Below are 23,906 nucleotides of genomic sequence, written 5' to 3'. Positions count from 1 at the left end.
GTGTGGCTCACGGCCGCCGACGGCACCCTCGTGCGTCGTGCGACGTCGGGTGGTGCGGCGACCGCAGCGGCCGGGCTGCCGCCGGACGTCCCGTGGGTGCCTGGTCCAACCGGGGAGGCGCCCGAGCCGGGTGCGGCCCCGCGACCCGTCGAGACCGTGCAGGTGCACGGCGACGGGGTCGTCGTGGTGGCGCTCGGTCCGCCCGCGGCGCCCCGGGGCACCCTCGTGCTCGTCCCGCGCTCGGTGCAGGGGGACGACCCGTTCGACGTCGGTGTGCTCACCGCGGTCGGGCAGCAGGCGGGCCTGGCGCTCGAGCGCGCGGACCGGTTCGACCAGAAGGCCACCGTCGCCCACGAGCTGCAGCACGCGCTGCTGACCACGCACCTCCCGCACGACGACCGCTTCACCGTCGTGACCGAGTACCTGCCGGGCGTGCAGGCGCTCGAGGTCGGCGGGGACTGGTACGACGCGTTCCTGCTGGACGACGACGTGCTCGCGGTGGCGGTGGGCGACGTGGTCGGTCGCGGTCTGCACGCGGCGACGGCGATGGGTCAGCTGCGCAGCGCGGTACGGGCGATCGCGGCTCCTGGGCTCGGCCCCGCGGCGCTGCTGACCCGGCTGGACACGTTCGTGCGGCGGGCGGGCGTCGGCTTCATGGCCACGCTGGCCTACGCCGAGGTCGACCTGCGCACGGGAGTGGTGCGGTACGCGTGCGCGGGCCACCTGCCCCCACTGCGGCTCGGGGCGGACGGGTCGCACGAGTTCCTCTGGCACGGCAGGTCCACCCCGCTCGGCGTCGGCACGGGCAGGACCGAGGCGTCCACGACGCTCGACCCGCAGGACCTGCTGCTGCTCTACACCGACGGCCTGGTGGAGCGCCGTGACCGGCCCCTGCTCGATGGCCTGGAGACCCTCGCGCAGGCCGGCGCCCAGCTGCGCGGCGGGTCGGTGAGCGACCTCGTGAGCGGGCTGCTGGTGCACTCCGTGGACGAGAGCGACGACGTCTGCGTGCTCGTCGCCGGGTGGACGCCCCGACCCTGAGCGTGGCGCTCAGGGCCGGGGCGGCACGCGGTCACTGCGCGTTGTGCACGAGCTCCAGGGCCATCTGCGGGAACCAGGCGCCGGCGGCCGGGTCGGCGTAGCCGCGCACCGGGTCGATGCCGCCGGCGGGGTCCCACCTGGTGCACTGGCCGTCGGACTCGCCCGGGACCTTCACCCACAGGTACGCGTCGACGTACGGGTCGCCGGTGCTCAGGGTCGGCCTGTCACCGAGGCCACGGTCCGGCGGGTTGCACCAGACCTGCGCGTCGCCGGCGGGGCTGCCCGCAGGTGCGGTCCACGGGCCCTGGCCGTTGCGGCTGGTGTCGATCACGGCGTGCGCGAGGACGTCCGGTCCGCTGGGCGGGTTGGCGGCGTTGGTGACGTTGTCCAGGTACCACTGGTCGGTCAGGCCCCAGGTGCTGAAGTCGGCCGGGTCCGCCGGGTAGTACTGGCTGGCGCAGTACTCGAAGTGGCCGACCCGCCAGCCGCCCTCGGCGGTGTTGGTGCCGTACCAGAGGCACTGCGAGATCCAGGAGGCGAACGTCGACTGACGCTCCGTGGTCTCGTAGTTGGAGACGTTGAGGAAGAACCCGTCGGTCTTCTCGACGCCGGCCTGGTGCAGCCGGTCGGCGATGTCACCGACGCCCAGCCAGCCGCTGTGCGTGCCGTCCAGGTACACCGAGGCGTTCGGCAGGGCGGTCAGCCGGTCGACGGCGCCGTTGAGCTGCGTGAACCGGTCGGCGGCGGCGGTGGCGGGGTCCAGCTCGGCCGGCTGGCACCACTCCTGCGCGCCGTTGATCGTGGTGTACCAGGGGATGATCCCCAGGCCGTCGGGCTCGAGCAGGACGATCGCCTTCCCGTCAGCGACACCGGCGGCGAAGGCGTCGATCCACGCCAGGTACTCGGCGGTGTCCAGCGCGCCGCCGGCCGAGTACTGCGCGCAGTCGCGGAACGGCAGGTTGTAGGCCACCAGCACCGGCACGGACCGGGTGATCCGCGCCTGCTTCATCGTCTTCTTGACGGCCTTGGTCACCTCCGCCGGGGTGCCCGACGTGAACCAGACCGCTGTCGGCGTGGCGACCATCTTGGTGATCGCGGCCGCGTCCGCCCACTGGCGCGCCTTGACCAGCTCCTTGATCTGCGTGACGGCGCCCGGGTTCGGCGGGGGAGTGAACAGGCGCGTGCTGCTGCCGGACGGTGGGTGGTGGCCGCGGCCACCTCCGTGCGCGGCCGCGGGAGCGGCCAGGGTGAGTGAGAGCGCTACCACGCTGACGGCAGCAAGCACCGCCGAGCGCGTGCGGGACAAGGATCTGGACACGGAGTCTCCTACGTCGTTGTCGGATGACCGTTCGCCTGCGACGGCGCGGGCCGTCCCCCAGAGCATGACAATCCGGACGGCCGCGCACAAGGTGTACCGGTAAGGAAGCCGCCACGCGCGACGGGAAATCCGTGTCGTCGCGCGTGGCCGCCGGTCCTCAGAACACCCTGTTCGCGATCTCCGCCGGGGCGAGCAGCAGGTCCGTGATCTCGTCGTCGAGCTGGACCAGCGTGAGCGACGCGCCCGCCATGTCGAGCGACGTGCAGTACTCGCCCACGTAGCTGCGGCCCACGGTGATGCCCTGCGCGGCCAGCTTCTCGTGCGCGAGACCGTAGAGCAGGTAGAGCTCGCTGATCGGGGTGCCGCCCAGGCCGTTGATCATGAGCGCCACCCGGTCTCCCGATTCGTACGGCAGGTCGGGCACGACCGCGCCGAGCAGCTCGTCGACGATCTCGTCGGCGCTCACCAGCTTCGCGCGGCGGCGGCCGGGCTCGCCGTGGATGCCGACGCCGACCTCCATCTCGTCGTCGGCCAGCTCGAACAGGGGCGAGCCCTTGGCCGGCGGCGTGCACGGGGTCAGGGCGATGCCCATGGTCCGGGTGACGGAGTTGACCTTCTCCCCGATGCGCACCAGCTCGTCCAGCGACGCACCGTTCTCCGCGGCGGCCCCGACCGCCTTCATGACGAAGAAGTTGCCCGCGACGCCCCGGCGCCCGACCGTCCAGGTCGAGTCCTTGACGGCGACGTCGTCGTTGATGAACAGCGTCCGCACGTTCAGGCCCTCGGCCTCAGCCAGCTCGGCGGCCATCTCGAACGCCATCTTGTCGCCGGTGTAGTTGTTCACCAGCAGCAGGACGCCCTTGTCCGACGCCAGCAGCTTGGCCGTCTCCAGCACGTACTCCATGGGCGGCGCGGCGAACACGTCACCGGGACAGGCGCCGTCGAGCATGCCCTTGCCCACCACCATGACGTGGGCGGGCTCGTGCCCCGACCCGGACCCCTGGATGATCGACACCTTGTCGTGGCGCGGGGCGTCGGCCCGCATGATGAGGTTGTACTCGGGCACGTACCGCAGGGTGTCGGGATTGGCCAGCGCGATGCCCCGGAGCATCTCGGGGACGAAGTTCTTCGGGTCGTTGACGAACTTCTTCATCAGTCGTTCCTCCACATCGTCGTGTTGTCCAGACCTGTCGCCGCGTCGCCCCCGGGGCGCGGACGTTCACTGGGTGCTCCGCTGCTGTCACCAGGTGTCGGCGACGCGTTCGGCCAGCACCGCGACCGCGACCGCGCCGGGGTCGAGCGAGCCGATGCTGCGCTCTCCCGTGTACGAGGCGCGGCCGCGCCGGGCCTGCATCGGCCGGGTCGCCTCGGCGGCCTCGCGCGCGGCGACGGCAGCCGCCTTCGCGACGTCCGCGGGGGAGGCCCCTGCGGCGAGCTCCGCCTCGATCGTGTCGGTCATCGGCGCGAGGGCGTCGAGCAGCGTCTTCTCGCCCAGGTCCGCGCCGCCGCGCGCCTTGATGCCCTCGATCGCGGCGCGCAGCATCGCCACCACGTCGTCGCCCGTGACCTCCTGCGCGCCCTTCACCTGCGCCGCGGCGCGCAGGAAGGCGGTGCCCCAGATGGGGCCGGACGTGCCGCCGATCCGCCCGCTCATCACTACCGCGACCTTCTGCAGGAACGTCCCCGTGTCCGTGCGGTCGAAGGTGTCCCACTGGGCCAGCACGTTCTCGAAGCCGCGCGCCAGCGAGAACCCGAAGTCCCCGTCGCCGACCACGGAGTCGAGGTCCCCGAAGTACGTCTCGTTCTCGGTGCAGGTCTGCGCGATGGTGCGGACGACGGACTCGACTCGGGCATCGGACACGGCTGTTCGCTCTCTCTAGGGGGTCTGCAGGAGGTGCTCGAGGTGCGACAGCTCGACCTGGCCGTCGACGCCGAGCGCGTGCGGGTCGGCCAGCACGGTGGCCGGCTGGTCCGGGAGGTCACCGAGGGAGCTCACGACGAGCGCGGCACCGGTGAAGTCCTCGTCGGCGGTGTAGCTGCTCACCGTGACGACGGTGCGCAGCCCGGCGCCGAGCGCGGCGCGCAGGCCGTTGGCGCTGTCCTCCACGACGACGACCTGTTCCGGGCCGACGCCGAGCTCCTGCAGGGCCAGCAGGTAGATGTCCGGGGCGGGCTTCTTGGCGGGCACCACGTCTCCGGCGAAGACGGCGAAGCGAGCCGCCAGGTCAGGCCCGACGGCATGCTCGAGCACTGCCCGGACCGACACCTCGGCGGATGTCGAGGCGACCGCGAGGGTCCAGCCCGCTGCCGCGGCGTCGGCCACGATCCGCGCGATGCCGGGGCGGCCGGGCAGCAGCCCGTCGGCAACCATCCGCGTGTAGTACGCGGTCTTCGTCTTGTGCCACCGGGCGACCAGGTCGCGCTGCTCGTCGGCGTCGGTGGGCAGGTGCGCCGTCTCGACGAACACCGGGGTGAGCACCGTCGCCAGGCGCTCCTTGCCGCCGCCGATCGCCAGCAGGCGCCCGTACTCCTGCTCGCTCCAGTGGATCGGCAGGCCGGCCTCCTCGAACGTCCGGTTGAACGCCGGCAGGTGCCCGTCGCGCTCGGTGTCGGCCAGCACGCCGTCGCAGTCGAACACCAGCGCCGGGCTCATCGGGACGCCCTGCCCGCGGCGCCGAACTCCTCGATGTGCCCGGCGATGGCGGCCTGCACGGCCTGCGAGACGTCCCGGAACATCGACGGGGGGTCCCACCTGTCGCGCGCGCGGGCGTCGGCCAGGTGCGTCTCGGCCGACCGCATGTAGGCGACCTTGACCGCGGTGGAGATGTTGATCTTGGAGACTCCCGCCGCGATGAACGCCGCGAAGTCCTCCGCGGACAGCCCCGTGCCCCCGTGCAGCACGATCGGCCGGTCGGTGAGCGCGGCGAGCTCGCGGACGCGCTCGGGCAGCAGGACCGGGTGCGCCTTGTACTCCCCGTGCGCCGTGCCCAGCTGGGGGGCGAGCAGGTCCGCGCCGGTGCGCTCGGCCACCGCCGCGAGCGTGGCGACGTCGTAGGAGTGCAGGGCGGTGTCCGAGCCGACGCCGTCCTCGACGCCGATGATGTTCTCGATCTCCGACTCGACGTCGACTCCCGCGGCGTGCGCCTCCGCCACCACCTCGGCGGTCTCCTTCTCGGCGGTCTGGAGGTCCCGGTCGGAGGCGTCGAACAGCACGGACGACCAGCCGGCCCGGACCACGTCGGAGATCACCGCGCGGTCGGGACAGTGGTCGAGGTGCAGCGCGACGGGGACGGGCACGTCGGCGGCGGCGTGCCGGAACATCGTCGTGATCAGGTCCGTGCCGATGGAGCGCACCGTCTTGACGGAGATCTGGATGATCATCGGCGCGTCCGCGGCGACCGCGGCGGCGACCACGGCGCGCAGGCTGAGGTCGTCCAGGATGTTCACCGCGGGCACGGCGTACCCGTGCTCACGAGCGCGGCGCGTCATCGCCACCGTCGACGAGATCATGGCTCGGCCCTCCCGGGGAGCGGTCCTGCCCGATCGGGACCCCATCGTCCCGGTCTGTCCGCAGTCTAGACAGGTCTACTCATGGCGGACCAGACAGTGGAAGTCTGAGGCCATGTCGGAGGTCCTGGAGCGCGAGTCGGCGGTGCCGCTCTACGCGCAGCTCGAACGGATCCTGCACGCCCGGATCCGCGGCGGTGAGTGGGCGCCGGGGCAGCGCATCCCGTCCGAGAACGAGCTCAACCGGATGTTCGGACTGAGCCGGATGACGGTGCGCGGGGTGCTCACCAAGCTGGTCGCCGACGGCCTGCTGGTCCGCGTGCCGGGCAAGGGCACCTACGTGGCGACCCCCAAGATCAGCGCCATCTCGCCCGCGTACCGGGGCGTCCGCGAGCAGCTGGAGGCGCTGGGGTACGAGACGTCGACTCGGCTGGTCTCGCTGGCGCTGGAGACGCCGTCGCAGGGCGTGCGGGAGCGGCTCGCCCTCGGTGACGGCGACGAGACCTACGTCGTCGTGCGGGTGCGGTCCGTGCAGGGCGAGCCGATCAGCCTGCACCGCTCGTACGTCCCGGCCCGGCTGGCCCCCGGGCTCGACGAGCACGACGTGGTGGCGGGCCAGCTGTGCGTCGTGCTCGAGGAGCACTACGGCCTGCCCATGCGACGCGTGCACGAGGAGCTGGAGGCGGTCGCCGTGAGCGCGGCCGACGCCAAGCACCTCGGCATGCGGCGCGGCGAGCCCGCCCTCCAGCTGCAGGACGTGATCTCCGACGCCCTGTCCCGGCCGTTCGAGTACTCCTCGATCGTGTTCCGCGGCGACCGGATGCGGCTGCGCTTCGACTACGACCGGTGAGTCAGCTCTCCAGCAGGCCGCCGCCCACCCAGGCACCGATGGCGGCCACGTCGCTGGTGCTCAGCTGCATCCGGGCGCCCCGGCACAGCCCGACCACGTTGTCCGCCCACGCGAGCGCCAGGTCGGACGCCCTGGTGGTCGGCTTGAGCTCGAGCCCGGCGAAGATGATCCCGCCGATGACGAAGTTGACGGTCGAGCGGCCCACCTGGGCGCCCGCCTTGCGGCACGCGTCGCGCACGCGCCGCGACGTCTCCGCCCGGTCGAACGGGTGGGCCTTGAGGTCGGCGGCCAGCGCGGTGAGCAGCACGCGGTAGTTCGAGGCGCTCAGACCGGGGGTGTCGGTGACCGCGACGACCTGGCGCTGCAGGGCGCTCGACGCGGTGTCCGTGACCGCGCCGGGCAGGTCCGCCTCGCCGAAGCGGTTGGCGTCCCACACGAAGCCCGGGGGGCGCGACGAGACGCCGACCTCGGGCACGGTCCGGGCGAGCCACGGCAGGAAGCCGCCGGCGCCGTCCCACCGGGACTCCAGGAGCGCCGGCTCGGCCTTCTGCGCCAGCTGCGCGATCGTGCCCAGCGGCACGGGACGGTCGGCCGTCTGGACGCGCTGCAGCACGGCCCGGCGAGCCGCGCTGCTGGACGGCGGGGCGGCAGCCGGCGCCGTGGCCCTGCGTCCGCGGGTTCGGGTGGTGGGTGCGGCGGGCTCCTCCACGGTGACCGGTTCGTCGGCGACGGGGGCCACCTCCTGCTCGACCGTGTCGGCCGCCGCCACGGCGAGCGTCGACGCGGTCTGCGTGACCAGGTCGGCCAGCTCGTCGGCAGTGATGACGTGGTCGGCCACGGACCGGTACGCGCTGGCCGCGGGGCTCGCCGTCATGATCGTGACCCGGCGGTCCGCCGCGCGGCACCGCAGCGCCAGCGGGGTGAAGTCGGCGTCGGCCGAGACGATGACGAACTCCTCGTACTGCGTCGGGGCCGCCAGGGCGTCGACGGCGTCCAGGACCAGGTTGATGTCCGCGCTGCTCTTGCCCTGCTGGGTCAGGGACGGGCAGTCGACCACCTGGAACCCGGCGCGCGTGAAGTTGGGCCGGAACTGCGAGAACCGGGACGGGTTCAGGTAGCAGGCGCGGATGAGGAAGCGGCGGCTGAACTCGCCCTCCGAGTCCGTGCCGGTCTCCAGCTCGCTGAGCCAGTGGGCGGGGTTCGTCGCGAACGCCTCCGCGGCCACGGGGTCCAGGCGCTGCAGCCCGATGTAGACGTTGTCGAAGTCGACGAACAGGGCGGTGCGAAAACGCCGAGCGGCGTCGGCCCGGTCGGCAGTGGTCAGGCTCGAGGAGGTCACCCGAGCATCTTCCCCTGTCCCGGCGGGCGGACGCGCACCGCCCCGCGGGCGCCGGCGCGCGTCGAGGTCGCCGACGAGGAGCCCGAGGGTCAGGACGGGTTCACGATCTCGGGTGATCGCGCACCCAGACGCGAAGAGGGCCGACGGGCTCGAACCCGGCCGCGACCGCCACCGCCAGGTCTGCCCCCGACTCGTACCCCACCAGCGGGTGCGCTCCGAGCTGCTGCCGGGCGACCGCCGGGAGGTCCTCCCACACGACGGCCGGGTCCCCGCGCCGGACCCGCACGTTCGACACCCCGACCACGGTGCGCGGCCCGGCCCCGGACCGGTTCAGTGCGGCGACCGCGACTGGTCCGCCGCGGTCCGCTGCGAGCACGAGGCGCACCCCGGGGTCGTCGAGCACGCCCGCGCGGATGCTCGTCGAGCCGTGGGCGGCCAGCCACCGCGGGAACGTCGCGGCATCGACCGCCCGCCACGGCAGCGCGGGAGTCACCGGCGGTGTGGGACGTCGCACCAGCCACTCGGCGTCGAACAGCGCTGCGTACCGGTGGCGCGCCAGGTCCAGGTCCGCGAACGAGTCCTTGACGGAGGCGCCCTCGGAGTCGTCGATCGCTGCCAGCACGCTGTCGGCCGACAGTCCCGGCCGGAGCGCGACGGCATCCGGGTAGGCGACGGGGGAGCGGGTCGGTGTCGACCAGAGCCCGTCGGTCGTGCGCGTCGGCAGGCCGGACGTCCGGCAGACCAGGTCGCACCACGCGGCGTTGTTGGCGGCGGCCGAGGAGGCGTCCATGGGCATTCATCCTGTCGGCCCGCAGCGTGGGACGCGATGATCGGCACGGCATGGCACGGATCATCCCGAGGAGGACGACACATGGCCTGGATCAGCGACGCGACGCCGGACGACGACCCGACGGGTGAGGTGGCGGCCGCGTTCGACAAGGACCGGTCGTCGCTCGGGTACGTCGCCGGCTACACCCGGGTGTTCGCGCACCGGCCCGCCGTCCTGCGCGGCTGGCAGGGCCTGAACGGGTCGATCAAGGGGATGGACCCCCGGCGGTACGAGGTGGCGACGACCGCCGCGGCGCTGCGCCTCCGGTCGAGCTACTGCGCGCTGGCGCACGGCCAGGTCCTGGCGACCACGCACATGAGCCCCGACGCCGTCCGCTCGCTGGCGTCCGGCGCTCCCTGCGACGAGCTGACGGAGGTCGACCACGCGGTCGCGCGGCTGGCGGCCACGGTCGCCGCGGGCGCCGCGGACATGCGGGCCGACGACCTGGACGAGCTCCGGGGTCTGGGGTGCACCGACGACGAGATCCTCGACGTGGTGCTGGCCGCGGCCGCCCGGTGCTTCTTCAGCACGGTGCTCGACGCCGTCGGCGCCCGGCCCGACGCCGCGTACAGCCAGCTCGACGCCTCCTTGCGCGAGGCGCTGACGGTCGGACGACCGATCGCCGACGCCTGACCGCACAGGGGGCCCACAGCGTCCGCACCGAGGAGCGACAGTCCGGCTCCGTAGACACGGGGCATGAAGAAGCGCACACCCCTACGCCGGACCGTCCTGGTCGGTGCCCTGACGCTCTCGTTGTCCGTGGTGGGCGCGGGCGCCTGGGCGCTGGACCGGTTCGTGATCGAGCATGTCGAGATCTCCGACGTCCAGGCGTACGAGGCGAGCCAGGGCACGACGGCCACGACGACCACCGATGCCGACGCCGTCGCCACGGAGACCTCGTACGAGTCCTCGACCTCGTCCGTCTCGATCTCCACGGTCACCACCGGATCCGGCGACGACACGGTCACGTACTACGTCGCCGACGTGGTGCTCAGCGACGCCACGGCCCTGCGGTCGGCGTTCGCACAGAACCAGTTCGGCGCCAACATCACCGAGGACACCTCCGACATCGCCGCGGACAACGGCGCGGTGTTCGCCGTCAACGGCGACTACTACGGGTTCCGCGACACGGGGATCGTCATCCGCAACGGCGTGGTCTACCGCGACGAGGGCGCCCGGGAGGGGCTCGCGTTCTACACCGACGGGCACGTCGAGGTGTACGACGAGACCGCGACGACCGCCGACGAGCTGGTCGCCGCGGGCGTGTGGAACACCCTGTCGTTCGGACCGGCGCTGCTCGAGGACGGGCAGGTGGTCGACGGGATCGAGGACGTCGAGGTCGACACCAACGTGGGGAACCACTCCATCCAGGGCGAGCAGCCGCGCACGGCGGTCGGGGTCGTCGGCGACAACCACCTCGTCTTCGTGGTGGTCGACGGTCGGAGCCCGGGGTACAGCGCGGGAGTCACCCTGACCGGGCTCGCCGCGATCATGCAGGGCCTCGGGGCGACGACCGCGTACAACATCGACGGCGGCGGGTCGTCGACCATGTACTTCGACGGTGCCCTGGTGAACGACCCGCTCGGCACGGGCCAGGAGCGCGGCACCTCCGACATCCTGTACATCGCGGGCTGACGACGATGTACGTACTCGTCCCGGCCTACGAGCCAGACGACCGGCTGGTGTCCCTGGTGGCGGCCCTGCGCTGCGCCGACCTCGAGGTGCTGGTGGTCGACGACGGCAGCGGCCCCCGCTACGCCCCGACCTTCGACGAGGTCCGGGTGCTGGGTGCGACGGTGCTCGGGCACGGCACGAACCGGGGCAAGGGCCACGCGCTCAAGGCGGGGTTCGCGTGGCTGGCCGAGCACCGGCCCGGCAGCGACGTGGTCTGCGCGGACTGCGACGGGCAGCACCTGGTGCCGGACGTCCTGCGGGTGGCGCAGCGTCTGGCGCAAGCTGACGGCGCGATGGTCCTCGGGGCGCGCCGGTTCACCGGCCGCGTGCCGCTGCGCAGCCGGTGGGGCAACGCGGTCACCGGCGTGCTGGTCCGCGGCGCGACGGGGCTGTCGGTGCACGACACGCAGACGGGGCTGCGGGGCTATCCGGCATCGATGCTGGCCTGGCTGCAGGGCGTGCACGGCGAGCGGTTCGAGTACGAGCTCGAGCTGCTGCTGCGGGCGTCGCAGGAGGGGATCCCGGTCGAGGAGGTCGCGATCGAGACCGTCTACCTCGACCACAACTCCTCGTCGCACTTCCGGCCCCTGGTGGACTCGGCCCGGGTGGTCGCGCCGTTGCTGCGGTTCTCCGTCTCGTCGCTGGCCGCGTTCCTCGTCGACACCGGCACGCTGCTCGTGCTGGTCGCACTGACCGGTGCCCTGCTGCCGTCGGTGGTGGCGGCTCGCGTCCTGAGCTCGACGGTGAACTTCACGGTTAACCGGCGCCTCGTCTTCGCCGGTGCCCGCGCGACGTCGCTGCGCGCGGCCGCCGCACGGTACGGCGTGCTCGCGGCCACGATGCTGGCTGCGAACCTCGGCGTCCTGTCCGCCCTCACGACGCTCGGGATGGCCCTGCTGCCCGCCAAGGTGCTGACGGAGGTGGCGCTCTTCGTCGCCGGCTACCAGCTGCAGCGCACGGTGGTGTTCGCGGCGCCTACGGCAGATCGCGTCGCGCCGGACCGACGTACCGGCTCAGCGGTCGGATCAGGGAGTTCGCGCTCAGCTGCTCCATGATGTGCGCGGTCCAGCCCGTGATCCGGCTGGCGACGAACAGCGGCGTGAACGTCGGGGTGTCGAAGCCCATGAGGTGGTACGCCGGACCCGTGGGGTAGTCGAGGTTGGGCAGGATGTTCTTGCGCTCGGTCATCGCCTGCTCGAGGGCGTCGTACAGGTCGAGCATGTCGGGGCGGTCGTAGTGCTCGACCAGCGTGACCAGGGACTCGCGCATCGTCGGGACACGGGAGTCTCCGTGCTTGTAGACGCGGTGGCCGAAGCCCATGATCTTGCGCTTGTGCGCGAGCGCGTCGTCGAGCCAGGCGGCTGCGCGGTCGGCCGTGCCGATCTCGGCGAACGTCGCCATGACCGCCTCGTTGGCGCCGCCGTGCAGCGGGCCCTTGAGGGCGCCGATCGCACCGACGACCGCGGAGTGCAGGTCCGACAGGGTCGAGGCGATGACGCGCGCGGTGAACGTGGAGGCGTTGAACGAGTGCTCGGCGTACAGGACCATCGAGACCTCGAACGCGTGCACCACGACCGGGTCGGGGACCTCGCCGAACGTCATCCAGAGGAAGTTCTCCGCGAACCCGAGGTCGTCGCGCGGTGCGACCGGGTCCTGCCCGCGGCGGCGGCGCTGGTCGAGCGCCACGATGCCGGGGATCTGCGCCAGCAGCCGCACCGACTTGGCCAGGTTGGCCTCGCGCGAGGAGTCCTCCTCGGTCGGGTCGTGCGCGCCGATCACGCTGACGGCCGTGCGGACCACGTCCATCGGGTGGCACGTGGTCGGCAGCGCCAGCACGGTGTCCACCACCGCGGAGTCCAGCACCCGCTGCGACCGTCCGGTCGCCTGCAGGTCCGCCAGCTGCGCGGCGTCGGGCAGCTCGCCGTGCCACAGCAGGTAGGCCACCTCCTCGAACGAGCACTGCGCCGCGAGCTGCTGCACGGGGTAGCCGCGGTACAGCAGCGAGTTGCTGGCGGCGTCGACCGAGGAGACCTCGGTGGTGTCGACGACCACGCCGGCGAGGCCCTTGTGGATCGGGGTGTCGGACTCGGTCATGCGGTGTGCCTCCATCGTCGATGACGGGACAGGTGTGCTGGTCAGAGCCTGAAGTTGAACACATTCGTGTCGAAGGTGCCGTACGCCTCGTAGTCCAGCAGCTCGTACAGCTCGGCGCGCGTCTGCATCCGGTCCAGCAGGCCGGCCTGCGTGCCCTCGGCGCGGATGGTGTCCAGCCCGGCCATCGCGGCACCCATCGCGAGGCGCAGCAGCGTGACCGGGTAGATGACGATGTTCATGCCGAGGTCCTCGAGCTGGCGCGCGGTCAGCAGCTCGCCCTTGCCGAACTCGGTCATGTTGGCCAGCAGCGGCACGTCCACCGCGGCCCGGACGGCCGCGAACTCGTCGGCGCCGGCCAGCGCCTCGGGGAAGACGGCGTCGGCGCCCGCGTCGACCAGCTCCTTGGCGCGGTCGATCGTGGCCGCCAGGCCGTCGACCGCGCGGATGTCCGTGCGCGCGATGACGAGGAAGTTCGGGTCCCGTCGGCCGTCGACCGCCGCGCGGATGCGCTTGACCGCGGTGTCGTCGTCGACCACCGACTTGCCGTCCAGGTGCCCGCAGCGCTTGGGGTTGACCTGGTCCTCGATGTGGCAGCCGGCCAGCCCGGCGTCCTCCAGGCCTTGGATGGTCCGGGCGACGTTCATCGGCTCGCCGAACCCGGTGTCGGCGTCGACGATCGCCGGCAGCCCGGTCATCCGCGCGATCTGCGCAGCCCGCTGCGTGACCTCCGTGGCGGTGGTCAGGCCGATGTCCGGCAGGCCCAGGTCCGCCGACAGCACGGCGCCGGACACGTAGACGCCGTCGAAGCCCTTGGCCTCGATCAGCCGCGCCGACAGCGGGTTGAACGCGCCGGGCAGCTGCAGCAGCCGCCCGGAGGCCAGTCCCGCGCGCAGGGCGACGCGCTTGTCCGCCGCGGTCGTGGACGCGTAGAGCATCAGAAGAGTCCTTCCGGGGTGGCGACCGACTCCAGCAGACCGGCGGGGGCGACGACCGTCAGCCCGGCCAGCTCGTCGGCGGTCAAGGACGGCAACCGCTGGGCCACGTCGAGGAACCGCTCGATCTCCGCCTGGTCGAGCACCCCCGCGGCCAGCGAGCGGAACTTGGCGACGTACTGCTCCCGGGCGAAGGGCCGCGCGCCCAGCGGGTGGGCGTCGGCCACGGCGATCTCGGCGACGACGACCTCGCCGCCGGTGGTCGTGACCTCGACCCGGCCGCCGAAGGCCTTCTGCGCGGGGTCGCTCGAGTGGTACCGGGCGGTCCAGTCGGGGTCCTCGGTGGTGGTGACCTTCTGCCACAGCTCGACCGTGTCCGGCCGGGTGGCGCGGTCGGGTGCGTAGGACGCCACGTGGTCCCACACGCCGTCCTGCAGCGCCACGGTGAAGATGTACGGGATCGAGTGGTCGAGCGTCTCGCGCGAGGCCGTCGGGTCGTACTTCTGGGGGTCGCCCGCGCCCGAGCCGATCACGTAGTGGGTGTGGTGGGACGTGTGGATGACGATCGACGCCACGTTGTGCGGGTTGGTGAGGTCAGGGCGCGTGCGGTGCAGGCTGCGGGCCAGGTCGATGAGCGCCTGCGACTGGTACTCCGCCGAGTGCTCCTTGGTGTACGTGTCGAGGATGGCCGTCTTCGGCTCGCCCGGTGCCGGCAGCGGCACGTCGTAGGCGGCGTCGGGGCCGTCCAGCATCCAGGCGATGACGCCGTCCTCACCCTCGTAGATCGGGGTCGGTGACGTCTCGCCGCGCATGGCCCGGTCGACCGCCTCGATGGCGACCTTGCCGGCGAACGCCGGGGCGTAGGCCTTCCACGACGAGATCTCCCCCTTGCGCGACTGCCGCGTGGCCGTCGTGGTGTGCAGCGCCTGGCCGACCGCGTGGAAGACCACCTCGACGGGCAGGCCGAGCAGCGTGCCCAGCCCGGCCGCGACGGACGGGCCGAGGTGCGCGACGTGGTCGATCTTGTGCGCGTGCAGGCTGATCGCGCGGACCAGGTCCACCTGGATCTCGTACCCCGTGGCGATGGCCCGCACCAGGGCGGCTCCGTCGGCGCCGGTGTGCTGCGCGACCGCGACCAGGGGCGGGATGTTGTCGCCCGGGTGGGAGTAGTCGGCCGCGAGGAACGTGTCGTGGTAGTCGAGCTCGCGGACCGCGACGCCGTTGGCCCACGCCGCCCACTCCGGGCTGACCCGCGTCCGCGGGTCGACGCCGGACACCGTCGCGCCGTGCCTGGCACCCGCGTACGGGTGCGCCAGCGCCTGCGCGCGGGCGCTCGACGGGGGAGTGCGCGTCAGCGAGGCGACCGTCACGGCAGCGTTGTCGATGACCCGGTTCACGATCATGTCGACCACGTCCTGCGGCACCTCGACCGGGTCGGCGGCGACCTCGGCGATCGCCCAGGCCAGCTGGTCGGTGCGCGCCAGGCGGTCGGCGCTCGGGTGCACGCGGACGGGGTGGATCTGGGTCATCTGCTCGCTTCCGGGTTCGGGGGGATCACCGTGCGTGGGCCATGTCCCCGACGGCGAGCCGCCGCAGGACCTCCAGGACGACCACCGCGGAGCGGTCCGCGGCGTCGTCCACGTGTGTGAGGAAGTCCGCCCCGGCCACGGGACCGCACAGGTCCGAGATGCCGCGGACCGACAGGAACGGCACCCCGTAGAGGTGGGCGGTGTGGGCGAGCGCGGCCGACTCCATGTCGGTGGCCATGGCCGACGGGAAGGCGCTGCGCATGCGGTCGATGCGGGTGGCGTCGATGAACGCGTCGCCCGACAGGATCGTGCCGGACAGGATGCGCAGGTCGACGCTCGCGGTCGCTGCGGCGTCGTGCAGGATCTGCTCCGCCTCGTAGACCTCGGGCATGCCCGGCACCTGCCCCAGCTCGTACCCGAACGCCCGCGCGTCCGCGCCCGAGTACAGGTACTCCGAGCCGACGACCACGTCGCCGACCCGCACGTCGAGGCCGACGCCGCCGGCGCTCCCCGCACTGATGACGGCCCGGGGGTGCGTGCCCTGGATGGCCACCGCGGCCGCGGTCGCGGAGTTCACCAGACCGATGCCGCACTGCACGAGCAGCACCTGTCGACCGCAGACGGTGAGCAGCCGGTGCTCGGCGTGGCCCATCGCGGTGGGGTCACCGACGACGTCGGCGCGTGCGAGGAAGGCGGCCGACTCGTCGGCCATCGCCGTGACGATGACGGCGTCGACGGCGATCATGCGGTCACCGTGCTCCACTCCTGACGGGCCGCCAGGAACGTCGTGGCTGCCTCCTGCGCCCCGGTCAGGGTGTGGTTGGCGCCCCAACCACACTGCACCTCGTTGGCGGCGGGCACCTCGGTGGCCGTCGTGATGTCGGTGAGCGTGTCCTGCACGAGGCCGAGCACGTCGTCGTACGCCCACTCGCCCTGCAGGATCAGGTAGAACCCCGTCTGGCAGCCCATCGGGGAGAAGTCGATCACGCGGTCGGAGTGGTTGCGTGAGTGCTCCGCGAACAGGTGCTCCAGGGAGTGCACGGCCGGCATCTCGAGGTGCGCGACGTTCGGCTGCGTGAAGCGGACGTCGTACTTCTGGATCACGTCCCCGGCGGGCAGCTGCTTGGTGTCCGCCAGGCGCACGTACGGCGCGGCGACGGTCCGGTGGTCGAGGTTGAACGACTCGACGTTCATGCGGGGCTGGTTCACGGCACAGGTCCTTCTCGATCGGCGACGCCCCATTGTCTCCCGCACGGACCGACCGACCGAATCGGCCTCGTACGATCGGCGCGTGCCCACCCCCGAGTACGTCCTGGCGCTGCGCGCCGCCGTCGGTCACCACCTCCTGTGGCTCCCGGGGGTGACCGCCGTCGTCCTGCGCGGTGATGACGTCCTGCTGGTGCGGCGTGCCGACACCGGGGCGTGGACCCCCGTGACGGGGATCGTCGACCCGGGCGAGGAGCCGGCCGTGGCCGCGGCGCGCGAGGTGCTCGAGGAGGCGGCGGTCGTCGCCGTGCCGGAGCGCCTGGCGTCGGTGCACGCCCTGCCGCCGATGACGTACGCCAACGGCGACCACGCCCAGTACCTCGACCTGACCTTCCGGTTCCGCTACGAGTCCGGCGAGCCGTTCCCCGAGGACGGCGAGAACACCGAGGCCGCCTGGTTCCCGCTCGACGCCCTGCCGACCATGTCCGCCGAGATGCACCGCCGGATCGACTCGGCGTGGGCGCCGGACGGACCGGCCGTCTTCGAGTCCTGACTACCCCGCGGTGCTCATCGACGGCGTGCTCATGGACTGCGTGCCCAGCACCCGCAGGAGCGCGAGGGCGTCGGCCTCGGGGGTGCCCGGCTCCGCCGAGTAGACGACGACGGTCTGGTCGGTGTCCGGCACGTGCAGGGCGTCGCAGTCCAGCGCGATCGGGCCCAGGCTCGGGTGCTCGATGGTCTTGCGCTGCGGCGGCCACGAGGTGGAGGAGCCGCCGGACCGCCACAGCTCGTCGAACTGCTCGCTGCTGCGGCGCAGCTCGGCCACGAGCTGCTGGATCGACGGGTCCCGCGGGTAGCGGGCGGCGGTGGCGCGCAGCGTCGCGACGGACTGGGCGGCGGTGGCCGCGCGCTCGTCCTCGCCCATCGCCACCGGGCTCAGACGCGGGTCGGGCGTGCCGAGGAACCGCTGCCAGTGGATGTTGCGCCGGCGCCGCGGGACCTGTGACCAGTCGCCGAGCAGGGCGGAGGCCATGGCGTTCCACGCGAGGAGGTCGCCGCGCGCGCTGAGCACCATGGTCGGCAGGTCGGACAGCCGGTCGAGCAACCGCTGCACGCTCGGACGCACGTGCTCGTCGACCGTGCCGGGCAGCGGCGGGGCGTTGCCCGCCAGGTGGAACAGCTCGTCCCGCGCGGCGTCGTCCAGGCGCAGCGCCCGCGCCAGGGCGCCCAGCACCTGAGGAGAGGGGTGCGGCCCGCGGCCCTGCTCGAGCCGGACCACGTAGTCCACGCTGACGCCGGCCAGCTGGGCGACCTCCTCCCGGCGCAGCCCCGCGACCCGGCGACGGGTCCCGGCCGGCAGTCCCACGTCCTGCGGCTGCAGCGCGGTCCGGGCACGCACGAGCACCTGGGCGAGCTCGGTCCGGTTCATCGGCCCAGGATGCCTCACCGCCCGCACCCCAACCGGGTACCGCCGGTCCCAGGCTGCACCGGCCCTGGAACCGCCCCGGCCGACGACGCACGGTGTCGTCATGACCACCACAGGAACCACCACGACCATCGCCCTCGTCACGGGGGCCACCCAGGGCCTCGGCCTCGAGACCGTCCGCCGTCTCGCCGGGCTCGGCTGGACCGTCTGGCTCGGCGCACGCGACCTGACGCAGGGGGCCCGGCTCGCGGACGAGCTCGACGGCGACGTCCGCCCGGTCCAGCTCGACGTCACCGACGAGGCGTCGGTGACCTCCGCCGCGCGCACCGTGGAGGCCGGCAGCGGTCGGCTCGACGTGCTCGTCAACAACGCCGGGATCGCCGGCACGCACGCCGGTCCGCGGGAGACCGCGCCCGACGACTTCCTGCCCGTGTTCGGCGTCAACGTCCTCGGTCCCGTCCGCGTCACGCACACCTTCCTGCCGCTGCTGGACCGGTCCGCCCAGCCGCGGGTCGTCATGGTGTCCAGCGGCCTGGGGTCGCTGGCGATCACCAACGACCCCAGCCGGCTCGAGTCCACGCTGCACGTCCTCGTCTACCCGTCGTCCAAGGCGGCGCTCAACATGATCACCACCCAGTACGCCAGGTCCCTGCCCGGCTACCAGGTCAACGTCGTCGACCCCGGGTACACCGGCACCGCGCTCAACGGGTTCACCGGCACGCAGACCGTGCAGGAGGGCACCGAGGCGGTGGTCGCCGCCGCCACGCTGGAGCCCGGCGCCCCGACGGGCACGTTCACCGACCGCGCGGGCGCCCTGCCCTGGTGACGGTCAGCGCGCCAGGCGCTCCACCACCGCGCCGTACAGGCCCGGAGCCGCGGCGGCCAGCGGGACGATCCCGCGCCGCAGCGGCGACCCGGCCGCGGCGAGGAGGCCGCTGGTGACCAGCCGGTAGTCCCGGGTGGAGGCCGTCCAGGCCTTCTCGTACGCCGCGTTGGAGCGGTGCACGTCGCTCTCCAGCGTGCTGACCGCCACCCGCGCCTGCGCCAGCCCCACGCGCACCCCCTCGCCGGTGAGGGCGTCGACGTACCCGGACGCGTCGCCCACCAGGCGCACCCGCCCGGCGGTCCGGCGCCGGGTCTGCTGGTGCAGGGGCCCGGCGCCGCGGGCGGGACCGAGTGCCGGCGCCCCGCCGAGACGGCTGCTCAGCTCGGTGAACGTGGCCAGGGTGCCGTCGAAGTCGTGCCGGGCCGGCCCGAGGAGCGCCACGCCGACGACGTCCGCGGCCACGGGCGTGACGTAGGCCTCCACGGTCTTGCCCCAGTGCACCTCGACGAAGTCGGTCCAGGGCGCGACGCGGAAGTGCTTGCGGACCCCGAACCGGCGGCCGGCCGCGCGGCGCTGCACCCCGAGGTCCAGCTGGCGGCGGATGGTGGAGTGCAGGCCGTCGCACGCCAGCAGCCAGCGGCCGCGGATGCCCGCGCACCACACGGAGGACTCGTCCTGCTCGACCGCCCCGGCGCGGCCGGGCACCACGAGGACGCCGAGCTCGGCCGCGCGGCGGGCGAGCGCGGCGTGCAGGACCGTCCGCTTCACGCCCATGCCGGGAGCGGTGGCGAACAGGTGGTCGGCCACCACCGTGCCGCGCAGGTACCGGATCCCGGCCAGCGTGTGCCCGTCCGGGTGCACGCCCAGCCGGGTGAGCGCGGCGACCGCACCCGGCATGAGGCCCTCGCCGCAGGCCTTGTCGATCGGGGTGGTCCGGGGCTCGACCACGATGACGGACAGCCCCGCCAGCCGCCCCTCGATGGCCACCGCGAGCCCCACCGGTCCACCGCCGACCACGAGCAGGTCGGCGTCGGGGCTCATGCGGCCGCCGGGCTGACGGAGCGCAGCGCGCGCTCCTCAGTCGGGATCCGGAAGCCGAGCAGCAGCACCGCATTGAGCACCGTGAACGCGAGCGCGGTGACCCAGGCGGTGTGCACCAGGGGGAGCGCGGCACCCTCGACGGCGACGGCGACGTAGTTGGGGTGGCTCAGCCAGCGGTACGGTCCGCGCCGGACCAGCGCGAGCCCCGGCACCACGATCACGCGGGTGCTCCACTGCTGACCGAGGGTCCCGATGCACCACCAGCGCAGGGCGTTCGCGGCGACCACGAGTGCCAGGGCGGTCCACCCGAGCGCCGGCAGGAACGGCCGGTCCGCCGCGTGCACCTCCACCAGGCACGCGACCAGGAGCCCCGAGTGCAGGGCGACCATCGGCGGGTAGTGCCGCTTGCCCGTCTCGACGCCTCCGTGCGCGAGCGCCCACGTCACGTGCCGCTGCGAGACCACCAGCTCGGCCAGGCGCTCGAACGCCACGACGACGATCAGCCAGTCGTACCAGCTCACCTACGGCTCCTCGGGCCAGCGCAGCAGGACGGTCTCGGTGCAGACGCCCGGACCGATGGCGAACAGGACCCCGGCGGACCCGGGGATCTGGCCGCCGGTCGTCAGCTCGTCGGCCAGCACGTGCAGGACGCCGGACGAGCTGAGGTTGCCCACCCGCGCGAGGGAGCGCCAGCTGGCGGCGAACGCCTCGTCGGGCAGGTCGAGGGCGCGCGTCGCCGCCTGCAGGATGCGCGGCCCGCCGGTGTGGGCCACCCAGGTGCCGACGTCGGAGGTCTTGAGACCGTGGGCCGCGAGCAGGTCCACCACGCCCGTTCCGAGCCGCCGCTCGACGATGTCCGCCAGGCTGGCCGCCAGCACGATCCGGAAGCCGCTGCCGCCGATGTCCCAGCCGAGCGCGTCCGTGGTGTCGGGGTACAGGGCGCTCGCGGTGTCGACCACGTCGACCCCACCCGTGACGTCCGACGCCCGGTCGCCGCCGACCATCACGACCGCCGCGGCGCCGTCGCCGAACAGGCCGCTCGACACGATGTTGGCCATGGAGTCGTCGGCCTGCTGGAGCGTGAGGGAGCACAGCTCGACCGACACGAGCAGCGCGACGTCCTGCGGGTGGCCCTGCAGGTAGTCGCGGACGCGCGCGATGCCCGCGGCTCCCGCCACGCAGCCCAGGCCGAACACCGGGATCCGCTTGACGTCCGGACGCAGGCCGAGCCGCTCGACCAGCAGCGCGTCCAGCGACGGGGTGGCGATGCCCGTGATGGAGGTGAACAGCAGGAAGTCGACGTCGGTCGCGGCCAGGCCGGCGGCGGCCAGCGCCTGCCGGCACGCGTCGGCAGCCAGGGCCGTGCCCTCCCGGACGAACGCGTCGTTGGCGGCCGTGAACGTGGTCAGCCCCGCGTACTCGTCGAGGGGCAGGGCCAGGTGGCGGGTCTCGATGCCGGTGGCGGCGTGGATCCGCTCGATCGTCGCGCGGCGCCGCGGGTCCGAGGACAGCAGCGGGGCGATCGTCGCGGTGATCTCGCTCTGGGCGTGCACGTGCACCGGGAGCACGGGGGCGATCGAGGCGATGCGCACCATTCGGGCATCGTGCCATGCGGACGCAAGTCCGCAACCGTGTCCCGCGCGCGCGCTGCGACCTGCGACGATGACGCGGTGCGGACGGAGGGTGTGCGGGTGACGCAGGAGCGGCGGCGACCGCGCGCCCGGGACCTCGCGCTGGCCAGCCATCCGGCTCCGACGGTCGCGGTCACCGCCTTCTCCGTCGCCATGGCGGCGGGTGCCGGCGCGCCGGCCCTGACCGCCGTCCTCGTCGGCGCCGCGATCCTCACCGGCCAGCTCTCGGTCGGCTGGTCCAACGACTGGGTGGACGCCGGCCGGGACGCCGCGGTGGGTCGCGCGGACAAGCCGGTCGGCACCGGCCGGCTCACCGTTGCGGCCGTGCGCACGGCTGCCCTGAGCGCGGCCGCCGCGTGCGTCGTGGCGTCCCTCGCGCTCGGCTGGCGGGCCGGCCTGGTGCACCTGGCGACGGTCGCCTCCGCGTGGACCTACAACCTGGGGCTCAAGAGCACCGTGTGGTCGTGGGCTCCGTACGCGTTCTCGTTCGGGTTCCTGCCGCTGGCCATCGCCCTGGCGCTGCCCGGCGCACCCGTGGCCGCGTGGTGGGTGGTCGGGGCCGGCGCGCTGCTCGGCGTGGGCGCGCACGGCGCCAACGTGGTGCCCGACCTGCAGGACGACCGGGCCACCGGGGTGCGCGGCCTGCCGCACCGGGTCGGGGGCACCGCGACGAGCATCGGCACGGCGGTGGCTCTCGTCGCCGCGACGGTGCTGCTCGTGCTGGCCCCGGCCGGCTCGCCGCGCGCCTCCGCGGCCGGGGCGCTCGTCCTCGCGGTCGGCCTGACCATCGCAGGGACCGTGCTGGCGCTCAGCGGGGGGCGCAGCCGGCTGCCGTTCCTGTTCGCGATCGCGGTCGCCGCCGTCGACGTCGTCCTGCTGGTGCTCTCGGACTGGGTCGTGGCCGGCTGATCGCTTGACTTCGAGCGCGCTCGAAGGAGCAGGGTGCGAGGGAACCACCCCCCGTCGAAGGAGCTGCCATGCGTGTCGGTGTCCACCTCATGCGGTTCGACTCGGTCGAGCCGTCCGCGCTGCGTCAGGAGCTGGCCGACACCGCGTCGGCCGCCGAGGAGGCCGGCGTCGCCTGGGTCTCGGTCATGGACCACTACTTCCAGATGGTCCGTGCCGGGTTCCCCGCCGAGGACCCCATGCTCGAGGCGTACACGACGCTCGGCTACCTGGCCGGGGTGACGACGGACGTGCAGCTCGGTGTCCTGGTCACCGGCGTCACGTACCGGCACCCGGGGCTGCTGGCCAAGATCGTCGCCACCCTCGACGTGCTCAGCGGGGGACGGGCCACGCTGGGCATCGGCGCCGCCTGGTACGAGGAGGAGCACCTCGCGCTCGGGGTGCCGTACCCGCCGCTGGCCGAGCGGTTCGAGCGGCTGGAGGAGACCCTGCAGATCGCCCGCCAGATGTGGGACCCGACGAACGACGGGCCTTTCGACGGCACTCACTACCAGCTGGCGCAGACCCTGTGCTCGCCGCAGCCGCTGGCGCGCCCCGAGATCCTGGTCGGCGGGGGCGGCGAGCGCAAGACGCTGCGGCTGGTCGCGCAGTACGGCGACGCGTGCAACCTCTTCGCGACGACGCCCGACGAGGTCGCCCACAAGCTCGACGTGCTGCGTGGTCACTGCGAGGACGTCGGGCGCGACCCCGCCGAGATCCGCGTCACCCTGCTGCACGGCGGCGACTCGCTGCTCACGGGTGACGTCGGCACGTTCGTCGAGCAGATGACGCCGTACGCGGCGCTCGGCGTCGAGACCGTGATCCTGCGACCGCCGGCCACCAGCCTGGCCGCGTGGGTCCGCGACGCCGTCGCCCCCGCGGTGCCGGCGGTCGCGGACCTCGGCTGACGGGCTACGCCGGCGCGGCGACGCCGTCCGCCGCCGCGTGGAGGGCGGCGACGTCGATCTTCTCCATGGTGAGCATCGCGTTCAGGGCGCGGCTCGCGCGGGCGGGGTCAGGGTCGCCGAGCAGCTCGGGCAGGGCGGCGGGGATGACCTGCCACGACAGGCCCCACCGGTCCTTGAGCCACCCGCACCGGCCGGGCTCGCCGCCGTCGGCGATCAGGGCGTCCCAGACGCGGTCGCACTCCGCCTGGTCGGGGACGTCCACCTGGAGCGAGAACGCCTCGGTGAGCTGGTAGTGCGGTCCGCCGTTGAGCGCCCGGACCTCGAGCCCGTCGATCACGAAGGTCACGGACATGGCGGCCCCGGCCTGCGGCGCGCCCTCGGGGTAGCGGTCGACCGAGAGGATCCGGGAGCTCGGGAAGACCTCGACGTAGCGCTCGGCGGCCTGCTCTGCCTGGTCGTCGAACCACAGGAACGGGGTGATGGACGGCATGTCGGTACCTCCGGGACGAGTGGCGCGGAGCCGGGTGCACCGCGTCGGTCATGAGGGGGTCGGAGCCGGGTCGCGGATCTCGACATCACCAGTGCGCGGGAGGTGGCAGGTCCCGCGGCAGGCGGGTGGTCGCGTCGCCCTGCGCCGAGGCGACCTGCGGGGGAGTGACGAACAGCGCGTCCGAGAGGTCGGCGCCGCGGACGTCGGCACCGCGCAGGTCGGCGCCGAGCAGGTCCGCGCGGCGCAGGTCCGCACCCCGCAGGTCCGCGCCGAGCAGGACGGCACCGCGCAGGTCCGCCCCGCGCAGGTCGGCGTCGCGC

Annotated in this window: 27 protein-coding genes; 9 read left to right on the top strand and 18 right to left on the bottom strand. The window is 73.3% G+C overall.

Features of this window, described 5'->3' with window-relative positions:
* The coding region (locus tag RYN42_RS12620; RefSeq protein ID WP_315096625.1) for a PP2C family protein-serine/threonine phosphatase at positions 1 to 1,041 on the top strand (1,041 nt) is incomplete at its 5' end.
* A 31-nt stretch (positions 1,042 to 1,072) separates the two neighbouring features.
* Here RYN42_RS12620 and RYN42_RS12615 read toward each other — a convergent pair.
* The 5 genes from RYN42_RS12615 to RYN42_RS12595 all read right to left on the bottom strand — a co-directional run bounded on the left by RYN42_RS12615 (position 1,073) and on the right by RYN42_RS12595 (position 5,869).
* Positions 1,073 to 2,359: a glycoside hydrolase family 6 protein gene (locus RYN42_RS12615; RefSeq protein WP_315096623.1), complete on the bottom strand. Its 1,287-nt coding sequence runs from the start codon at positions 2,357 to 2,359 to the stop codon at positions 1,073 to 1,075.
* Positions 2,360 to 2,516: 157 nt separating this feature from the next.
* Positions 2,517 to 3,512, bottom strand: a complete 996-nt coding sequence (gene dhaK / locus RYN42_RS12610) for a dihydroxyacetone kinase subunit DhaK (RefSeq protein ID WP_315096621.1) — start codon at positions 3,510 to 3,512, stop codon at positions 2,517 to 2,519.
* Between the two features lie 87 nt (positions 3,513 to 3,599).
* Positions 3,600 to 4,220 (bottom strand): dihydroxyacetone kinase subunit DhaL, encoded by a 621-nt coding sequence (gene dhaL / locus RYN42_RS12605; RefSeq protein ID WP_315096619.1) that lies wholly within the window; start codon positions 4,218 to 4,220, stop codon positions 3,600 to 3,602.
* A gap of 15 nt (positions 4,221 to 4,235) precedes the next feature.
* Positions 4,236 to 5,012 (bottom strand): HAD-IA family hydrolase, encoded by a 777-nt coding sequence (locus RYN42_RS12600; protein ID WP_315096618.1) that lies wholly within the window; start codon positions 5,010 to 5,012, stop codon positions 4,236 to 4,238.
* Entirely contained in the window at positions 5,009 to 5,869 is an 861-nt protein-coding gene (locus RYN42_RS12595; protein WP_315096616.1) for a class II fructose-bisphosphate aldolase, read from the bottom strand. The genes RYN42_RS12600 and RYN42_RS12595 overlap by 4 nt, the downstream gene beginning before the upstream one ends.
* A gap of 112 nt (positions 5,870 to 5,981) precedes the next feature.
* Here RYN42_RS12595 and RYN42_RS12590 point away from each other — a divergent pair, with 112 nt between their 5' ends.
* A complete protein-coding gene (locus RYN42_RS12590) occupies positions 5,982 to 6,716 on the top strand; it encodes a GntR family transcriptional regulator (RefSeq protein WP_315096614.1) in 735 nt (244 codons plus the stop codon).
* A gap of 1 nt (position 6,717) precedes the next feature.
* On the opposite strand, the gene RYN42_RS12585 is transcribed toward RYN42_RS12590, so the two are convergent.
* Both RYN42_RS12585 and RYN42_RS12580 read right to left on the bottom strand, forming a co-directional pair.
* Entirely contained in the window at positions 6,718 to 8,055 is a 1,338-nt protein-coding gene (locus RYN42_RS12585; protein ID WP_315096612.1) for an NYN domain-containing protein, read from the bottom strand.
* 100 nt (positions 8,056 to 8,155) lie between these two features.
* On the bottom strand, positions 8,156 to 8,845 hold the full coding sequence (locus RYN42_RS12580; RefSeq protein ID WP_315096610.1) for a hypothetical protein: 690 nt from the start codon (positions 8,843 to 8,845) through the stop codon (positions 8,156 to 8,158).
* Positions 8,846 to 8,926: 81 nt separating this feature from the next.
* Between RYN42_RS12580 and RYN42_RS12575 the strand changes: the two genes are divergently transcribed.
* The 3 genes from RYN42_RS12575 to RYN42_RS12565 all read left to right on the top strand — a co-directional run bounded on the left by RYN42_RS12575 (position 8,927) and on the right by RYN42_RS12565 (position 11,613).
* Entirely contained in the window at positions 8,927 to 9,517 is a 591-nt protein-coding gene (locus RYN42_RS12575) for a peroxidase (protein WP_315096609.1), read from the top strand.
* Between the two features lie 63 nt (positions 9,518 to 9,580).
* Entirely contained in the window at positions 9,581 to 10,519 is a 939-nt protein-coding gene (locus RYN42_RS12570) for a phosphodiester glycosidase family protein (RefSeq protein ID WP_315096608.1), read from the top strand.
* A 5-nt stretch (positions 10,520 to 10,524) separates the two neighbouring features.
* Positions 10,525 to 11,613 carry a bifunctional glycosyltransferase family 2/GtrA family protein gene (locus RYN42_RS12565; protein ID WP_315096606.1) on the top strand — a complete coding sequence of 363 codons (1,089 nt, stop codon included), beginning with the start codon at positions 10,525 to 10,527 and terminating at the stop codon, positions 11,611 to 11,613.
* On the opposite strand, the gene RYN42_RS12560 is transcribed toward RYN42_RS12565, so the two are convergent.
* From RYN42_RS12560 to RYN42_RS12540, 5 genes are read right to left on the bottom strand one after another with little or no spacing between them, the layout of a single operon-like run.
* Positions 11,534 to 12,652 carry a bifunctional 2-methylcitrate synthase/citrate synthase gene (locus RYN42_RS12560; RefSeq protein ID WP_315096604.1) on the bottom strand — a complete coding sequence of 373 codons (1,119 nt, stop codon included), beginning with the start codon at positions 12,650 to 12,652 and terminating at the stop codon, positions 11,534 to 11,536. The genes RYN42_RS12565 and RYN42_RS12560 overlap by 80 nt on opposite strands.
* Before the next feature lie 41 nt (positions 12,653 to 12,693).
* Entirely contained in the window at positions 12,694 to 13,587 is an 894-nt protein-coding gene (gene prpB, locus RYN42_RS12555) for a methylisocitrate lyase (RefSeq protein ID WP_315096602.1), read from the bottom strand.
* Complete coding sequence (locus RYN42_RS12550; protein ID WP_315096601.1) at positions 13,587 to 15,113, bottom strand: MmgE/PrpD family protein; 1,527 nt, start codon at positions 15,111 to 15,113, stop codon at positions 13,587 to 13,589. Before RYN42_RS12550 ends, prpB begins: the two co-directional genes overlap by 1 nt.
* Positions 15,114 to 15,138: 25 nt before the next feature.
* A complete protein-coding gene (mtnN, locus tag RYN42_RS12545; RefSeq protein ID WP_315096600.1) occupies positions 15,139 to 15,858 on the bottom strand; it encodes a 5'-methylthioadenosine/S-adenosylhomocysteine nucleosidase in 720 nt (239 codons plus the stop codon).
* The gene (locus RYN42_RS12540) at positions 15,855 to 16,307 is read right to left on the bottom strand and encodes an S-ribosylhomocysteine lyase (RefSeq protein ID WP_315096627.1); all 453 of its coding nucleotides are present in this window, start codon (positions 16,305 to 16,307) and stop codon (positions 15,855 to 15,857) included. The genes mtnN and RYN42_RS12540 overlap by 4 nt, the downstream gene beginning before the upstream one ends.
* A gap of 97 nt (positions 16,308 to 16,404) precedes the next feature.
* Between RYN42_RS12540 and RYN42_RS12535 the strand changes: the two genes are divergently transcribed.
* Complete coding sequence (locus RYN42_RS12535) at positions 16,405 to 16,872, top strand: NUDIX domain-containing protein (protein ID WP_315096598.1); 468 nt, start codon at positions 16,405 to 16,407, stop codon at positions 16,870 to 16,872.
* Here the strand turns inward: RYN42_RS12535 and RYN42_RS12530 are convergent, their stop codons facing one another.
* Complete coding sequence (locus RYN42_RS12530) at positions 16,873 to 17,748, bottom strand: helix-turn-helix transcriptional regulator (RefSeq protein WP_315096596.1); 876 nt, start codon at positions 17,746 to 17,748, stop codon at positions 16,873 to 16,875.
* A 100-nt stretch (positions 17,749 to 17,848) separates the two neighbouring features.
* On the opposite strand from RYN42_RS12530, the gene RYN42_RS12525 reads away from it, so the two are divergent.
* Positions 17,849 to 18,571 carry an SDR family NAD(P)-dependent oxidoreductase gene (locus RYN42_RS12525; protein ID WP_315096594.1) on the top strand — a complete coding sequence of 241 codons (723 nt, stop codon included), beginning with the start codon at positions 17,849 to 17,851 and terminating at the stop codon, positions 18,569 to 18,571.
* A 3-nt stretch (positions 18,572 to 18,574) separates the two neighbouring features.
* Here the strand turns inward: RYN42_RS12525 and RYN42_RS12520 are convergent, their stop codons facing one another.
* From RYN42_RS12520 to RYN42_RS12510, 3 genes are read right to left on the bottom strand one after another with little or no spacing between them, the layout of a single operon-like run.
* A complete protein-coding gene (locus RYN42_RS12520; RefSeq protein WP_315096593.1) occupies positions 18,575 to 19,612 on the bottom strand; it encodes an FAD-dependent monooxygenase in 1,038 nt (345 codons plus the stop codon).
* Complete coding sequence (locus tag RYN42_RS12515) at positions 19,609 to 20,133, bottom strand: isoprenylcysteine carboxylmethyltransferase family protein (RefSeq protein ID WP_315096591.1); 525 nt, start codon at positions 20,131 to 20,133, stop codon at positions 19,609 to 19,611. Before RYN42_RS12515 ends, RYN42_RS12520 begins: the two co-directional genes overlap by 4 nt.
* Positions 20,134 to 21,207: a 3-oxoacyl-[acyl-carrier-protein] synthase III C-terminal domain-containing protein gene (locus RYN42_RS12510; protein ID WP_315096589.1), complete on the bottom strand. Its 1,074-nt coding sequence runs from the start codon at positions 21,205 to 21,207 to the stop codon at positions 20,134 to 20,136.
* A gap of 96 nt (positions 21,208 to 21,303) precedes the next feature.
* Here RYN42_RS12510 and RYN42_RS12505 point away from each other — a divergent pair, with 96 nt between their 5' ends.
* Positions 21,304 to 22,152 carry a UbiA family prenyltransferase gene (locus RYN42_RS12505; protein WP_315096586.1) on the top strand — a complete coding sequence of 283 codons (849 nt, stop codon included), beginning with the start codon at positions 21,304 to 21,306 and terminating at the stop codon, positions 22,150 to 22,152.
* Positions 22,153 to 22,220: 68 nt separating this feature from the next.
* The gene (locus RYN42_RS12500; RefSeq protein ID WP_315096584.1) at positions 22,221 to 23,096 is read left to right on the top strand and encodes an LLM class F420-dependent oxidoreductase; all 876 of its coding nucleotides are present in this window, start codon (positions 22,221 to 22,223) and stop codon (positions 23,094 to 23,096) included.
* 4 nt (positions 23,097 to 23,100) lie between these two features.
* On the opposite strand, the gene RYN42_RS12495 is transcribed toward RYN42_RS12500, so the two are convergent.
* Together RYN42_RS12495 and RYN42_RS12490 are read right to left on the bottom strand one after the other, a co-directional pair.
* On the bottom strand, positions 23,101 to 23,586 hold the full coding sequence (locus RYN42_RS12495; RefSeq protein ID WP_315096582.1) for a VOC family protein: 486 nt from the start codon (positions 23,584 to 23,586) through the stop codon (positions 23,101 to 23,103).
* An 85-nt stretch (positions 23,587 to 23,671) separates the two neighbouring features.
* The coding region (locus RYN42_RS12490) for a pentapeptide repeat-containing protein (RefSeq protein WP_315096580.1) at positions 23,672 to 23,906 on the bottom strand (235 nt) is incomplete at its 5' end.

It is taken from the genome of uncultured Cellulomonas sp., assembly GCF_963527515.1.
Lineage (GTDB): Bacteria > Actinomycetota > Actinomycetes > Actinomycetales > Cellulomonadaceae > Cellulomonas.
Note: the sequence above shows the minus strand (reverse complement) of the source record. Positions and strands in the feature narration are given on the sequence as shown.